General features: G+C 67.5%; 8 protein-coding genes. 3 read left to right on the forward strand and 5 right to left on the reverse strand.

Going from position 1 to position 16021, the window contains the following annotated elements; all coding sequences use genetic code 11:
- Positions 1–63: 63 nt before the first annotated feature.
- The 3 genes from N0B51_RS11800 to N0B51_RS11810 form a co-directional block, all read right to left on the reverse strand.
- Positions 64–2940 (reverse strand): M16 family metallopeptidase, encoded by a 2877-nt coding sequence (locus N0B51_RS11800; protein ID WP_259962567.1) that lies wholly within the window; start codon positions 2938–2940, stop codon positions 64–66.
- Between the two features lie 38 nt (positions 2941–2978).
- Positions 2979–5141 (reverse strand): penicillin acylase family protein, encoded by a 2163-nt coding sequence (locus N0B51_RS11805; RefSeq protein WP_259962568.1) that lies wholly within the window; start codon positions 5139–5141, stop codon positions 2979–2981.
- A 77-nt stretch (positions 5142–5218) separates the two neighbouring features.
- A complete protein-coding gene (locus N0B51_RS11810) occupies positions 5219–6535 on the reverse strand; it encodes an MFS transporter (protein WP_259962569.1) in 1317 nt (438 codons plus the stop codon).
- Between the two features lie 142 nt (positions 6536–6677).
- Here N0B51_RS11810 and clpB point away from each other — a divergent pair, with 142 nt between their 5' ends.
- Complete coding sequence (clpB, locus tag N0B51_RS11815) at positions 6678–9257, forward strand: ATP-dependent chaperone ClpB (protein WP_259962570.1); 2580 nt, start codon at positions 6678–6680, stop codon at positions 9255–9257.
- 38 nt (positions 9258–9295) lie between these two features.
- Positions 9296–11092 carry a tetratricopeptide repeat protein gene (locus tag N0B51_RS11820; protein WP_259962571.1) on the forward strand — a complete coding sequence of 599 codons (1797 nt, stop codon included), beginning with the start codon at positions 9296–9298 and terminating at the stop codon, positions 11090–11092.
- A 115-nt stretch (positions 11093–11207) separates the two neighbouring features.
- Here N0B51_RS11820 and N0B51_RS11825 read toward each other — a convergent pair whose 3' ends face one another.
- The gene (locus N0B51_RS11825) at positions 11208–14240 is read right to left on the reverse strand and encodes a TonB-dependent receptor plug domain-containing protein (RefSeq protein ID WP_259962572.1); all 3033 of its coding nucleotides are present in this window, start codon (positions 14238–14240) and stop codon (positions 11208–11210) included.
- A 376-nt stretch (positions 14241–14616) separates the two neighbouring features.
- Here N0B51_RS11825 and N0B51_RS11830 point away from each other — a divergent pair, with 376 nt between their 5' ends.
- Positions 14617–15345: a 2OG-Fe(II) oxygenase gene (locus N0B51_RS11830; RefSeq protein WP_259962573.1), complete on the forward strand. Its 729-nt coding sequence runs from the start codon at positions 14617–14619 to the stop codon at positions 15343–15345.
- A 37-nt stretch (positions 15346–15382) separates the two neighbouring features.
- On the opposite strand, the gene N0B51_RS11835 is transcribed toward N0B51_RS11830, so the two are convergent.
- The gene (locus N0B51_RS11835) at positions 15383–15913 is read right to left on the reverse strand and encodes a hypothetical protein (protein ID WP_259962574.1); all 531 of its coding nucleotides are present in this window, start codon (positions 15911–15913) and stop codon (positions 15383–15385) included.
- Positions 15914–16021: the final 108 nt, after the last annotated feature.

Raw genomic sequence — 16021 nt, forward strand, 5'->3', positions numbered from 1 at the left:
TCTCCTCGTGCTGGCAGTGCGGCCGTTCAATCGCCCTTGCTTACATTCCTGTCAATTCCCGGCTTAGAACTCGCCCGCGTCCCGGTATTCCACCGGCAGGCCAAGCGCCTTGACCTGGTCGTCGATCTTGGAGCGGTCCCCCACGACGATGATGACCATGTCGGACGGGTCCATGAAGCGCGCCGCTGCCGCGTCGATGGCGGCCTTCTCGACGCTGCCGAATACCTGCGGAAGCGTGCGCTGGTATCCGTCGGGCCGCCCGCGGAGCTGGTTCTGGAGCAGTGCATTCAGGACCTGCCCGTTGGTCTCGAACCGGTTGGGCAACCCGCGGATGTTGCCTTCGGTGACGCGCTGGAACTCGGTGTCGTCGACCTTGGACTGACCATCGGCGAAGGCGGCGACCTTGTCGAGGACGAGGCGGATCGAATCTCCTGTCCGGTCGGACTGCACCGGCGTTATCACGTAGAAAGTGCGCGGGCCGGCTTCTGCGGTGAGCGCGCTGCGCACGCCGTAGGTCCAGCCCTTGTCTTCGCGCAGGTCCATGTTGAGCCGCGAGAGGAAGCCGCTGCCAATGACCTCGTTGGCAAGATCGAGCGGTTCGAGGCCGGGCGTGCGGCCGGTGACCGGCAACTGACGGCCGAGCAGCAGCACCGACTGCGGCGAATTGGGCCGGTCGATCACGACGATCCGCTGCTTCGGGGCAGGCGTGGGTGCGCCGAGGTTCTTTGCCGGAACCGGCCTGGCAGGCGCCCTCCAGTCGCCGAAGCTGGCCTCGAGCGCGGGGAGCAGCTGCTCCATTGTGACGTCGCCGACGACCGTGATGGCTGCGGTGTCCGGGCGCACCCAGGTCTCGTGGACCGCTTCGAGGTCGGTGCTCGTCAGCGGACTGATCGCCGAAGCGAGGCCCGCCCCGCCGACTGCGCCGTAGGGATGCGCGGGGCCGTAGACGAGCGGGCCGAGCGCGCGGCTGGCAATAGCGCTGGGGTTCGCCTGTGCCTGTGCGATTGCGGCGAGCCGCTGCGCCTTGACGCGGGCGACCTCGCTATCGGCGAACGCCGGATTGCGCACGATGTCGGCGAGCAGCGCGAGCGAGGGGCGCAGGTTGGCGGTGAGCGCGGTCATCGAGACGCTGCTCGTGTCGAGCGAGGTGCCCGCGCCGATCTGCGCGCCGAGACGTTCTTTCGCCTCGGCGATCTCGATCGCGGAGAGGGTGTCGGTCCCTTCGTCGAGCAGGCCCATCATTATCGCCTGCGTGCCGGCGCGCGAAGGGCCGTCCGCCGCGGTGCCCGCGTCGAACGTGATGGCCATGCTGATCTTGGGGATCGAGGTGCGGCGGGCGAGTCGGACCGGTATTCCGTTCGCGAGTTTCGCGGTTTCGACGGAGGGAAACGTCAGTTCGCCGACCGGGGCGACCGGCGGGGCTTTGCGCGGCGGACTCTTGGCGAGCGGCGGCGCGGGGTTCTTCGCGTCGGGGGCTGGCGGGGGCACGCTGCCTTCGTCGCCCCAGCCTCCCATGAGGGCACCGTCCTCGGTCCGCTCTCCGGGCTTGACGACGAGTGTGTACGAGGGACGCGCCAGCCAGCGCCCCAGCGCGTCCTTGACCACCGCCGGGGTGAGCGCGGCGAATTCGCCCAGCTCCTTCTTGTACCTCGCCGGATCGTCCGAATAGAGCAGGCCCTCGGCCAGGGTCGCGCCCTTGCCCGAAAAACCGCCCACCAGCTCCATCGCGCCTATGCGGTTGGAAACGTTCAGGTTCACCGCGCGAAGCAGTTCGTCGGCCTCGGGTCCTTCGCTGACCAGCTTTGCGATGACCTCGTCGAAGCGCCGTTCCGCCAGGGCGGGGTCGACCCCCGGCTTGACGTCCATCTGGGCCTGCAGGAACGACAGGTTCTCGTGCTGCTGTTCGTACGCCGAGACGCTCACCGCGATCTCGTCTCCCTTGACCAGCGCGTTATCGAGCCGCGAGCTGCCGAGCCCGCCGAGGACCGACATTCCCATGTCGAGCGCAACTGCATCGGGGTGGTTGATGTTCGGACCGGTCCAGACCTTGATGATGCGCGTGACGGGGACCTGGTCGGTCATTTCCTCGCGCACGGCGGCGGCCAGCGGGACTGGGGGCGCGGTCACCGTCGGGACTTCGGGTCCGCGCGGAATGTCGCCGAACCACTTTTCTACCAGCGGCCGCGCGGTCTGTGCGTCGATGTCGCCGGTAAGCGCGAGGACGACATTGTTGGGCGCGTAGTTGTCGGTGAACCACTTGCGCACGTCCGACAGGTTCGCCGCCTCGAGGTCGGCCATCGAACCTATCGTCGAGTGGCGATAGGGATGCCCCACGGGGAACAGCGCATCGCCGATCTTGTATTCGACGAGGCCATATGGCTGGTTGTCGCCCTGCCGCTTCTCGTTCTGGACAACCCCCCGCTGCTTGTCGAGCTTGTCCTGCGTGACCGCGCCGAGCAGATGGCCCATCCGGTCGCTTTCCATGAACAGCGCAAGGTCGAGCGCGCCCGTGGGCACCGTCTCGACATAGTTCGTGCGGTCGTACCAGGTCGATCCGTTGGTGCTGGTCGATCCAGCCGCCTCCAGCGGGATGTCGAAGTTGGGCACGTTCTCGCTGCCGCCGAACATCAGGTGCTCGAACAGGTGCGCGAAGCCGGTGCGGCCCCGGGGTTCGTGTTTCGATCCCACGCGGTAATAGGTCGTCACGCCGACAATGGGCGCCTTGCGGTCGGTGTGGACCAGCACGGTGAGGCCATTGTCGAGCGTGAAGCGCTCGTAGGGGATGTTGACCGCCGAAATGAGCTGCTCGACCGGGGCCGGCTCGGCCGACGCGAGCGCGGAAGGCGCAGGGGCGGGGGTGCTGGCGGTCTCGACCGGCTGGGCGGCGCAAGCGGTCAGGGCAAGCGCCAGGAGACTGGCAACGGCGAAGCGACTGGTCATGAAAAGTCCCCGGATTCTCGAACGGTACTCCCGGTACCTTAGTCAGCCACGACGCGATGCGTCACGACTTTTCGACTGACGGCATTCCTCAGGGCATCGGCGCGGTGGAATCGAACCGGCTTGAGCTTGTGCTGCACGAACAGGTCCGCCTGATCGGTGTAGTGCACGCTTCCGGGCCGCGAGGTCGCCGCGCCGAACGGCTGGATCGATTCGCTCGATACCGGCTTGCCCGGCGCCCATTCGACGAACATCACGAAGCTGTCGCCGTGCTTCACCCGCAGCCTGCCGTCGGGATCGAGGTCCCACGACGTCGAGGCGCGCAGGGTGTCGCTGCCGCCGTCGAGCGGCAGGTCGATCGCGTGGCGGCCCGGTCCCCGGCGCAAGCGCAGGATGTCCTGCAGCGGCGGGTCGAGCCGGCCAAAGTTGTCGACGAGGTAGCGCGCCGCGTCGCCCAGCAGCTTGCGCGGCGGGGTGAGCGGCTTGCCCGAATAGTCCTCGCCCATCGCCGGGCGCAGGACCAGCAGGGCGAGCGAATCGGCCCGGCCCGCGCCGTCGCTGGTCAGGTCCCACTCGCCCAGGATCGCCTGCGCCCGCGCCAGCAGCGGATCGCCCGCGGTGTCGAGCGCGGCGATCCCGTCGAGCACGCGCCTGACGTAGCCCGCGCGTTCCCAGCCGGTGTCGTACTTGATCCGCTCGAGCCGGGCGCGGTCGATCGGCCCCGGTTCGTCGAGCAGCCGCGCGGCGCGGTAGGCGCGGTTGGTCATCCGCAGCTCGATTCCCATCTCGGGCGCGAAATCCGCGTCCTTGAGGTCGTCGGCCCTGCCCGCGGCGACAGTTGGCTTGTTGTTCGAGTTGAACACGAAGCCCGATCCCGGGCTGACCTGGTGCGGCAGGCTGTCGAACGGGACGAGCGCGTTCCAGATCAGGTCGCCGCGGTCGCCCGGCAGCACGCCGCGCCAGTCGGGACCCTTCTTCCGCTGGGGTATCGCCGCGTTGTACCAGTAGGCGATCGTGCCGGCCTTGTCGGCGTAGATGAAGTTGGTCGACGGGATCGCCTGGCGCGCGAGGATCGCCTGCCATTCGTCGTATGTCCTCGCCTTGTTGAGGTCGTAATAGGCGTCGAGTTGGGCGATCGACCCCATCCCGCCGTAACGGAAGGCGAACGCGCCGCGATCGTTGACGACGACCGGGCCGTGCACGCTGCGCCAGACCGTGCGCCGAACCGGGATAACCAGCGGGCCGAACCGGACCGGCAGCCGCACGTTCGTCTCTTCGAGCGGCAGCCACTTTCCGTCGAGGCGGTAGTGGGTCTTCGCATCGTCGAGCACGAGCTGATAGACGTCGGTCATGTCCGGCTGGTTGACGGTGTTGGTCCAGCCGAGGTCCGCGTTGTGGCCGAGGAAAGGGAAAGGGCTGCCGGGGAACGTCGCGCCGGCGAAATGCCAGCCTTCCTCGCTCTCGACGACCAGTTCGTACCAGGCGACGCCGCCGGTCAGCGGCTGGTGGCTGTTGGACACCAGCCGCGTCACCCCGTCGCCCGAGCGGGCAGGCGCGATGGCAAAGGCGTTCGAGCCGAGGTTCTCGGCACTTTCCCGATCGGGCAGCGGGCCGCCGAGCGCCGGTCCCGGATCGGGGAGCAGCGTGTCGCCCTTCACGAGCGGTCCGATCGTGCCGTTGAGCCCGAAGAAGAACGGCTGGCGCAGGGCGAAGCCGGTGGCGATGTCCTCGCCGTTGACCGGGAACAGGTTGCCGAGCTTCAGCTCTCCCTGGTGCGCAGCGGCGTAGTCGTTGAGGCCCGCCGCGTAGGCTTCGATCACCGCCCGGGTGCGCGGATGCAGCCTGGCGTACTCGCGCCGCGCGGTGCCGCGCGCGTCGAGCAGCGCGAGCGCATAGTCGAATTGCGCGCCGGCCTCGCCCGCGATCGCGCCGTAGCGCCCTCGGGTCATGGCGATCACGTCCTGCAGGGTGAAGAAGTCATCCTCGGCGTGCGCCTGCGCCACGCCATAGGCGACGTCGGAATCCGTCCGTCCGTAGATGTGCGGCACGCCCCATTCGTCACGCACGATTTCGGCGCGGTAGGCGCGGGCGGGGGGCGGGGGGAATGGTTCGGCCGCCAGCGGCTCCCACACCATCAGCCCGATCAGCACGACTGCCGACAGCGCCGCAAGGCCCGCCAGCAGGCGAATGGTCCATTTCCGCATCGACCCTCTCCCTGTCCCGCGAGGGCATAGCGGTCCGGTTGCGAGTTGCAACTCTCCGGATGCCGGCACAGCCGGTTTCAGGCGGGGGAAGCGACCAGTGTTCCGATCCTCACCGGGGCACTTTCACGCATCGCGATCATGGCGCCGAGGCCGACCAGCGAGACGCCCGTCAGGTAGTACGCGATCGACATCGGGTCGCCGGTCACCTCCAGGATCCAGGTCACGACCATCTGGGTCGTTCCGCCGAACACCGCGACGGGGATCGAATAGACCAGCGCGAAGACCCGGGCCCGCACGGCCTTGGGAATGCTCTCGCTGATCGCCGCGTACACCGCGCCGTACACGAACGATCCGATGCCGGCGAGGACGAGGTTGGCACCGATGAACGAGAACGCATCGCGCTGCGTCGTCAGCCAGAGGAAGCACGGTACGACCGACAGCGCGAACAGGCACTGGGGCAAGACCATGGCCGCCTTGCGGCCGAACCGGTCGCTGAGGATCGCGCCGGTCATCACCGCGACGATCTGGATCGCGTTGTTGGCGACCGACCCGGAGAACGAGATCGTGGTGCTCAGCTTGAGGGTGTTTTGCCCGTAGGTCGCCATGTAGGTGAAAATGTAGGACCCGATCGTGCCGCTCGCGATGATCAGGAAGCCGCACACGATCGGCCGAAGGTAGGACCGCCAGCCGTCGTCCGCGACGACGGCCGTGTCGGCGTGGTGGATCGTCTCGGGCAGCGAATGGCGGATGACGAGTGCCAGCGGCACGATCGTGGCGCCGAGCAGCAGCGCGATCCGCCAGCCATAGCTCGCCAGCTCCGCCTCGCTCATCACCAGGCTGAGCATGAGGCCGACGAGCGAACCGATCGTCGCAGCGACCGCCTGGCTCGCACCCTGGAAGCTCATGGTGAAGCCGCGCCGCTGCGGGGTCGAGCTTTCCATCATGTATATCGTCGCCGAGCCCACCTCGCCGCCGAGCGCGAAGCCCTGGATCAGCCGGGCAAGCACCGCGATGACCGGTGCGGCGTAACCGATCGTGGCGTAACCGGGGGTCAGCGCGAGCAGCAGGATGCCCACGCCCATCATCGTCATGCTGACGAGCATCGCCGGCTTGCGGCCGTGTCGGTCGGCATAGGTCCCGAGGACCGCCGCCCCGAGGGGCCGGGTAATGAAACCCGCGCCGAACGCCGCCAGCGACCCCATCAGCGAAAGGAACGGGCTCTCCGACGGGAAGAATGTATTCCCGATCTGGATCGCGAAGAACGCGTAAGTGATGAAGTCGTAGAACTCGAGCCCGTTGCCGAGCGTTGCCGCTGCGATCGCCCGGCGGCGCTGGCGGGGCGTGAGCGCATCGACCGGCCCCGTCACGGGCGCTTCTTCTGCGGGTATTTCCACGAACCATTCCCCTCCCGATGAGGGCGCCCGCGAGGATCAACATTGCACGTTCCGGCGGCGTGGGCAAAATTTCGTTTTCCTCGGCCCTTGTGTTGCCTCATCGCAACAATATCTCTGGGTGTAACAGGAGGCTGATACACCCATGAACCTCGAGAAGTTCACCGACCGCGCCAAGGGATTCATCCAGAGCGCGCAGACCGTCGCCATCCGCATGAACCACCAGCGGATCACGCCCGAGCACGTCGCCAAGGCGCTGCTCGAAGACAGCGAGGGCATGGCCGCAGGGCTGATCACGCGCGCGGGCGGCAATCCCGCGGTCGCGGTGCAGGGGATCGACGAAGCGCTGGGCAAGATCGCGCAGGTCAGCGGGGGCGGGGCGCAGGCGACCCCCGGCCTCGACAATGACAGCGTGCGCGTGCTCGACCAGGCCGAACAGCTCGCGACCAAGAGCGGCGACAGCTACGTCACGGTCGAGCGGATGCTGCTCGCGCTGGTGCTGGCGACGACGACCGCGGCGGGGCAGGCATTGAAGGCCGCCGGCCTCACCGCGCAGGGGCTCGAGGAAGCGATCACCGAATTGCGCGGCGGGCGGCAGGCCCATTCCGCCAGCGCCGAGGAAAGCTACGATGCGCTGTCGAAGTACGCCCGCAACCTCACCGAGGTGGCAAAGTCGGGCAAGCTCGACCCGGTGATCGGCCGCGACGAGGAGATCCGTCGTACCGTGCAGATCCTCGCCCGGCGGACCAAGAACAACCCGGTCCTGATCGGCGAGCCCGGCGTCGGCAAGACCGCGATCGCCGAGGGCCTTGCGCTGCGCATCGCCAACGGCGACGTGCCCGACAGCCTCAAGGACCGCAAGCTCATGGCGCTCGATATGGGTGCGCTGATCGCGGGCGCGAAGTACCGCGGCGAGTTCGAGGAGCGGCTCAAGGCCGTGCTCGACGAGGTGAAGGGCGCCGAAGGCGACATCATCCTGTTCATCGACGAGATGCACACCCTCATCGGCGCGGGCAAGTCGGAAGGCGCGATGGACGCCGGCAACCTGCTCAAGCCCGCGCTCGCGCGCGGCGAACTGCACTGCATCGGCGCGACCACGCTCGACGAGTACCAGAAGTACGTCGAGAAGGACGCCGCGCTCCAGCGGCGGTTCCAGCCGGTGTTCGTCGGCGAGCCGACGGTCGAAGACACGATCAGCATCCTGCGCGGGCTCAAGGACCGTTACGAGCTGCATCACGGCGTGCGAATCACCGACGGCGCGATCGTCGCGGCGGCGACGCTGTCCAACCGCTACATCTCCGACCGCTTCCTGCCCGACAAGGCGATCGACCTGATGGACGAGGCCGCCAGCCGCATCCGCATGGAGGTGGAAAGCAAGCCCGAGGAGATCGAGACACTCGACCGGCGGATCATCCAGCTCAAGATCGAGGAGCAGGCGCTCGGCAAGGAAACCGACCAGGCCTCGAAGGACCGCCTCGCCGCGCTGCGCGACGAGCTTGCCAACCTCGAGCAGCAGTCGAGCGAACTCACCACCCGCTGGCAGAACGAGCGCGACAAGATCGCCGCCGAAGGCAGGATCAAGGAACAGCTCGACCAGGCGCGGATCGAGCTTGAGCAGGCGCAGCGCGAGGGCGACCTCGCGAAGGCTGGCGAACTGTCGTACGGCCGCATCCCCGAGCTGGAAAAGCAGCTCGCCGCTGCCGAGACATCCTCCGAGAACGCGCTGCTGCGCGAGGAGGTGACCGAGGACGACATCGCCGGCGTCGTCAGCCGCTGGACCGGCGTCCCGGTCGACAAGATGATGGAGGGCGAGCGCGAGAAGCTGCTCCAGATGGAGCAGGTCATCGGCCAGCGCGTGATCGGGCAGGAGCAGGCGGTTCAGGCCGTCTCCAAGGCCGTTCGGCGCGCCCGCGCGGGCCTGCAGGACCCGAACCGGCCGCTCGGCTCGTTCCTGTTCCTCGGCCCGACCGGCGTGGGAAAGACCGAGCTGACCAAGGCGCTCGCCGGGTTCCTGTTCGACGACGATGCCGCGATGGTGCGCATCGACATGTCGGAATTCATGGAGAAGCACGCGGTGGCCCGCCTGATCGGGGCGCCGCCGGGATATGTTGGTTATGAAGAGGGCGGCGTCTTAACCGAAGCGGTTCGTCGTCGGCCTTACCAGGTGGTCCTGTTCGACGAGGTCGAGAAGGCCCATGCCGACGTGTTCAACGTGCTGCTCCAGGTGCTCGACGACGGCCGGCTGACCGACGGGCAGGGCAGGGTGGTCGATTTCTCGAACACGCTGATCATCCTCACGTCGAACCTCGGCAGCCAGTATCTTTCGCAGATCGAGGAAGGACAGGACGTCGAGAGCGTCGAGCCGCAGGTGATGGACGTGGTCCGGGCGCATTTCCGGCCCGAGTTCCTCAACCGGCTCGACGAGATCATACTGTTCCATCGCCTTGCGCAGGAACACATGGCGCCGATCGTCGATATCCAGGTCGGCCGGGTGCAGAAACTGCTCAAGGACCGCAAGATCGAACTCGACCTGACCGACGCGGCGCGCCGCTGGCTGGGCCGGGTGGGCTACGACCCGGTCTACGGCGCGCGGCCGTTGAAGCGGGCGGTGCAACGGTACCTGCAGGACCCGCTCGCGGAGAAGATTCTGGGCGGCGAGATCCCCGACGGCAGCACGGTGAAGATCGACGAGGGCGACGGCGAGCTCAAGTTCGCGGTCGGCTGAGCCTTAACCCGGTGGCCGTCATCGGCTAGGGCACAGAGGTGCGGTACGGTCCCCAGCAACTCGCGACGATCCACGCCCGGATGGTGCGAGGCGACATTGCCGGTGCGCTGGCCGATATCGACGCCGCCGTGACGGCCGAGCCAGGCAACGCGGCGGCGTGGCACCTGGCGGGGGTGGTGCGGCGCAAGGCGGGCGACCCCGAAGCGGCGGTGCGGGCGTTCGATACCGCGATCGCCTGCGGATTGGCGAACGCCGAGATTGAAAACAGCCGGGGACTTTCGCTCCAGGATCTCGGCCGGACGGACGAGGCCCTCGCGGCGTTCGAGAGGGCGAGGGAGCACGACCCGGCATACGTTCCGGCTTCGGTCAACCAGGCGCGCCTGCTCGCCGAACTCGGCCGCCTGGACGAGGCGTCGGCGATGCTCGAGGCGCTGGTCGCGGCGAACCCCGGCTCTTCGCTGGCGCGCAACGCGCTCGCCGCGACCATGCGGGACATGGGCGAGCCCGAACGCGCCGTTGCGGTATACCGGGAAACGCTCGCGCGCGATCCCGCCAACTCCGTGGCGACGGTCCGGCTGGGACAGGCCTTGCGCGACGCGGGAGAACCCGGCGCGGCGCTCGAGCACTATCGGCACGCCGCTGGACGCATGGGGGCTTCGCCCGAATTCGCCGAGAGCATGGCCGGCGCGCTGGTCGACAACGGACGGGCCGACGAAGCGCGCGCTCTGCTCGAGCGACTGACCGCCGGGTCTCCGGCCTATTTCGCCGGGCACCGGGCGCTGGCACGCCTCACCCGCGAATACGGCGTCGGCGACGATCCCTGGCGCAGCTACCGTTCGATCGCGGGGCAATGGCCGGGCGAACCATCGATATGGCTCGACTGGCTCGCCCAGCTCGTATCGTTTCGCGATTACGACGACGTCCGCCAGGTCGCCGCCGATGCACGCGCCGCGGTCGGCGAGCGTGCCGAGTTCGCGCTTTATCAGGCGATTGCCGACGGTGAGCTGGGGAACACGGCCGAGGCGGAAGCGCGGTTCGCCGCGCTCGAAGATGCGATGGGGGAAACCGGCCCCTACCTCACCGCGCGCGCGCGCGTGGCGCTCCGGCGCGGCGAACCCGCGCAGGCTGAATCCCTGGCGACACGCGCGACGGCGATCGACCGGGCCGACGTGTTCGGCTGGGCCTATCTCGGCCTAGCGTGGCGGCTGCAGGACGATCCGCGCGAATTCTGGCTTCACGATTACGCGGTTCAGGCGCGCCAGGTGCCGCTCCCGCACCTCGAGGACCCGGACGCGCTGGCCGAGCTCGTCGAGACGCTGAGGGGCCTGCACCGCGCGCAGCACCATCCGCCGGATCAGTCGCTGCGCAACGGCACTCAGACGCAAGGTGCGCTGTTCGCCCGCAAGGAGCACTCGATCCGGCTGCTGCGCGATGCGGTGCTGGCGCGGCAGGAGGAATACGCCCGTGACCTTCCGCAGGATGAGGCCCACCCCTTTTATGCGCGCAACACGGGCAAGCTGCGCTTCACCGGCTCGTGGTCCGTCCGCCTGCACGGAGAGGGATTTCACATTTCCCACCTGCACCAGGCGGGCTGGATCAGTTCGGCCCTGCATCTCGTGGTGCCGCCGGCCTGCGCGGAAGATATCGAGCACGCAGGGAAGCTCGTTCTCGGCGCGCCGCCGGCCGAGCTCGGGCTCGATCTCCCGCCGCGCCGCGTGATCGAGCCGGTGGCCGGCGCGCTGGTGCTGTTCCCCTCGTCGATGTGGCACGGCACCGTGCCGTTCCGGGGCGGGGCCGAGCGGCTGACCGTCGCGTTCGATTCGGTGCCCGCCTAGGCGGCAGCGCGCGCCGCGATCACTTTCGCCTGACCGCCTCGGCACTTTTCAAGGACACACAAAAAAACGGCGGGCCGAAGCCCGCCGTTCCTTGAGTTTACCGTTTCGGCTTCGATCAGAAGCGGACGCGGGCCTGGACGGTGTAGTTCCGTCCCAGCGCGTACGGATCGTAGAAGCTGATGTTGGTGTTGGCCTGTTCGAAGATACCCGTCGTCGTCTGCGGCGGATACTTGTCCAGCAGGTTGTTGACGATCGCCGTGAACTCGAAGTTGTCGGTGGCCTTCCAGCGCAGCGACAGGTTCACGAGGTGAAGATCGGGGATCCGATCCGGGAAGTCGGCATAGTTCGAATCGCCGGTCTGCAGATCGTAGGGGTAGAGACCGTCGAGGTCCGCACCCGGGAAGTTCTGCCGCCCGCCACGCTTCCAGACGTAGCGCACCTGAGCCGTGATGACGTCGTTGCGCCAGCCGGTGGTCAGGGTGTTCGCGAACTCCGGCGTAACGCCGCCGACGCCCGAGAACGCCGTGTCGACGAAGTCGGTTCCGCTGATCGAGAACTTGTCCACCCAGGTGAACACGTCCGAGATGTACAGCTGACCGCCGAGCAGTTCGTGGGTGTAGTCGAGGCCGACGTCGACACCCGAGGTGATGAAGTCGTTGCCGGGGGCAGCGTTCACGACCGTGGTGTTGACCGAGAAGACCTGACCGGTGTTCGGATCGCGGACGATGCGCGCACAGGCGTCCGCCTGACGGCCCGTGTAGCACTGGCTCAGGAAGAACTGTGCACCCTGCGCCGCAACGCGGTTCATCAGCGTGATGTGGTAGTAGTCCGCCGTGAAGGTCAGACGACCGCCCAGCACGTCACCCGGGGTCAGCACGATGCCGCCCGTGTAGGTCTCGGCCTTTTCTTCGCTCAGGTTCGGGTTACCGAACGCGAACGCCTGAACCTGGCTGTTGACCTGCTGGAAGCCCGGAATGGCCGCCGCCGGAACGCCCTGGGCGATACAGAACGCGGTATCACGGCCGGTGTTGGTCGCGTTACACGGGTCGGTATAGCTCGGGAAGCCCTGGTTGCCGTTCTGGAACAGCTCGAACACGTTCGGCGCGCGCGCCGCACGGTTGTAGCTGCCGCGCAGCTTCACCCACGATGCCGGAGTGATTTCGGCTTCGGCCTTCCAGTTGAAGAGCCCGCCGACCGACGAATAGTCGGAGTAGCGAGCGCCCGCACCCACGGTCACGAACGGCAGGATGGGGGCACGGACTTCGCCGTACACTTCCTTGACGTTGATCGAACCCTGGATGTCGTTCTGGGCGTTGAAGCCGATGATGTCGCCGGTGCGCTTGGCATCGTCGACGAAGGTCGAGCCGGTGTCCTTGCGGTACTCGGCACCGACCGCCACGCCGAGCGGGCCGCCCGGCAGTTCGAACAGCGAACCGGTGATGTTGGTCGCCAGGCGAACCTGCTCGAACACTTCGGTGTCGGTGGTGTTGAGAGCGACGAACGACAGCATCGCGGGGGTCAGCGTGTTCGCCCCGAAGATGTTGATCGGAACGCAGCCCGGACCCGAGCCGGCGGGGCAGCCCGCGAGGCCCTGGTCAACCGCCGAGCGACGGATGTTGCCCTGGTTGCGGCTCTTGTTGTCGACGCGGCCGAAGCTGCCGACGACGTTCATCGACCAGTTGTCGTTCAGGTCGTGCTCGAGGATGGCACGCACGGTCTTGGCGTCGGTGGTGAAGTCACCGATGCGCGGGCCGGTTTCGAAGAAACGACGGTTGATCGTGAACGGCGCGTTCGGGTTCGGACGGCTGTTCAGCGCGGTGCGAAGGTCCGCCGGGATCAGCGGGCTGTTCGCCGGCACGGTGATGCCGGTCGCCGGGGTCGGCGCCAGGTTCACCTGCTGGTTCGCGTTGGTGTACGTGGTGTACAGCTTGACCCGGGTCGTGTCCGAGAACTCGTAACGGCCGTTCAAGGTCACCGTCAGGCGATCGTAGGGCGTGACGAGGTAGTTCAGCGGGCCGTAGTTGTAGCGCGACGAACCGTAGAGGCCCTGGTCACGCAGCGGGATGTTGCAGAGTCCCGAAGCGTTGCGCGGCGCCAGCGCCCCGTTGTCGTTGAACGACAGGTTGCCAGTGTTGTACGCACCGCCGGCGACGCCGTCGCAGTTGGTGTCGGTCCTGCCGGCGCCGAAGGTGGCGGGCAGAAGCGTTCCGAGGTTCCGGAACGGGTTCGACGGGCTGTTGGCGATCCAGCCCCAGGGCGGCGTGGCCGAGCCACCGCCGACGACGGGGATGTAGATCAGCGAGCCGGTCGAGGCCGGAATGTCGCTCGGGTGGTCGACCACGAACGGGACGCCGTACTGGCAGTCGATCGGGCCGCAGTTGCCGGTGTCGTACGGCAGGTAGATCGCCGCCGAGACTCGCGAGTAGTCATAGCGCGCCTGGCTGACCGCGTCGCGGTCCGTGTACGAGCCGTAGAGGGTCATGTTGCCGCGGCCGTCGGCGAAGTTGCCGCCGACGAGGCCCGACACGTTGAAGCCGAAGCCGGTGCCGTCTTCCGAGATCGAGGTCTGGCCGGTCAGCTCGACACCCTCGAAGTCGTCCTTGAGGATGAAGTTGATGACGCCCGCGATGGCGTCCGAACCGTACACCGCCGAAGCACCGCCGGTCACGACTTCGACGCGCTCGATGAGGCCGGTCGGGATCTGCGAAACGTCGGTCACGCCCGTCGTCGTCGAGGCGGGGAGGCGCTCGCCGTCAAGCAGGATCAGCGTACGACCGGGGCCGAGGCCGCGCAGGTCGATGGTCGAGAAGTTCTCGCCGCCGGCGTTGTTCGAAACGCGGGTGTTGCCCGGGATGACCTGCGGAAGTTCGTTCAGCAGGGATTCCACGGTGGTCGTGCCGGTCAGCTCGACCTGCTCGGCACCGACGACGGTGACCGGGCTGGGAGCTTCGATGTTCGGACGAGCGATGCGCGAACCGGTGACGACGATGGCCGAACCCGGCGTGTCGGCGACGCCCGAAGCGTCGGACTGAAGGTCGTCGGCATCGGTAGCGCCGGTGGTCACCTGCGCGAACGCAGGTGCGCTCACAAGCGCCAGACCGAGGGCGATAGGCGCAACGCCCGCCTTCAGGATCGTGATGTTCTTCATGGAATTATGTCCCCTAGGAATGCCAGCCGAAAAGCCAGCCCCAAATCGATGATCACAAGAGAGCGCGGGCAGAACCCACGCACCTTGATGTGTGCCGGATGCGCATGATGGGGCGCAGTCGCAATGCCTAACCGACGATAGGGGCGCCTTTGACGAAAGGCTGTGTCCTACGCGCAACAGTTGGCCTTGGGGCGGTGTAAGGTGCTGCACGCAGGGGCTTTCGCTCCTCCGGAGGCTGTGGTTATGCCGACGCCATGCGAGCGATCGGGGGAGAGGGGGCGGACAACGACCGTGTGTCCATCGGCTGCGCGCGCGGTCGCCCGGCCGGACTTTCGGCTATCAACGGGCGACCGGGTTGAAAAGAAACCGGATTCGGTTGGGCGGGGCCCTCGATGCCCGGGCCCTCGGACGCAAGTTCGAGGCGAATCGCCGCGTTCACCTGCCGGCTTTCCTTCATGATCACGCTGCCGACGAGGTTCTGCACTTTCTGACCGCGTCGCATGAATGGCGGCTGGTGGTGAACGCCGGCGAGAAGCTCTTCGAACTCGATCGCGGCGCGCAGGCCGGCATGAGCGACGCGCAAAGGCGTCAACTCGAGGAAGCCGTCTATGCGCAAGCCCGGTACGGGTTCCAGTACTGCTACGAAACGATCCGGGTACCCGACTCGGTGCAGGAACGGGCTGCCCGCGGGACCATTCTCGACGATTTCGCACGTTTCATGTCGCAGGAATCCACGCTCGCGTTCTTTCGCGAGGTACTCGGCGAGCCGGCGATCACCTTCGCCGATGCCCAGGCAACCGCCTATGGCCCGGGGCATTTCCTGACCGCGCACGATGACGCCGTCGCGGGCAAGAACCGGGTCGCCGCCTACGTCTTCAACCTGAGCAGGGACTGGCGGCTCGACTGGGGCGGTCTGCTGGCCTTTCACGGCTCTTGCGGCGTGACCGCCGAGGCGCTGGTCCCGGCGTTCAACGCGCTCAACCTGTTTGCCGTGCCCCAGCCGCACAGCGTGACGATGGTTGCGCCCTTCGCGCCGCGCCGCCGGTACGCGATCACCGGGTGGTTCCGCACCGGGCCAAGGCCGGGCCCCGGTCAGCCGGGGTAAGGGCCGCGGCATCCGGCCGGCGAGCAACACGGCAGATTCAGTCGATCCGCCGCCCCTTGACGCCGACCTGATCGTTGATCCGGATGAAATAGCTGCCCAGGGCCGCGCGCTTGAATACCACCCTGTCGCCGGGCTTCGGGCCGACGAATCGCGCGGGTGCTTCCTTGATCTGCCACGTGGCACCCCCGTCCGTGATCTTGAACACGTACGTCCTGGCATCGAGGCGGCGGGCCGAAGCGACCTCGGATTGCAGGGTGTCGAACGGCTCGCGTCCGTCTTCCCGATCGGTCTCGAACAGCTTGAGCTTCGGCAGGGAAAAGCCGAACAGCCCCCGGCGCGTTTCCTCGACATCCTTCTGGGTGACAATGTGGACATCGCCCCGTTCGGCCGCGGCGACGATGGCGCTGCTGACCCGGTCTAGGCACGCGAGCCGGTCGGCATCGCGGGTAATCGCGCGACATTCCTTCAGCGCGTCGACGGGGTCGGGCGCCTCGGGTGACTGCGCCGGCGATTCTCCGGCCAGCAGGGCCGCCGCCAGCAGGGCCGCGATCACCGAAAAATGCCGCATCGCAAGTTGCCTTTCCGTCCTGGGTTCGCGCTCTGGTGCCACAGGCCGACGCAGCTTTCGACCCCGAACATTGCGGCAAAAATGCCACAAGAAAGCGGAAAACGCCGC

The sequence above is a fragment of the Tsuneonella litorea genome (assembly GCF_025154015.1).
GTDB classification, from domain to species: domain Bacteria; phylum Pseudomonadota; class Alphaproteobacteria; order Sphingomonadales; family Sphingomonadaceae; genus Tsuneonella; species Tsuneonella litorea.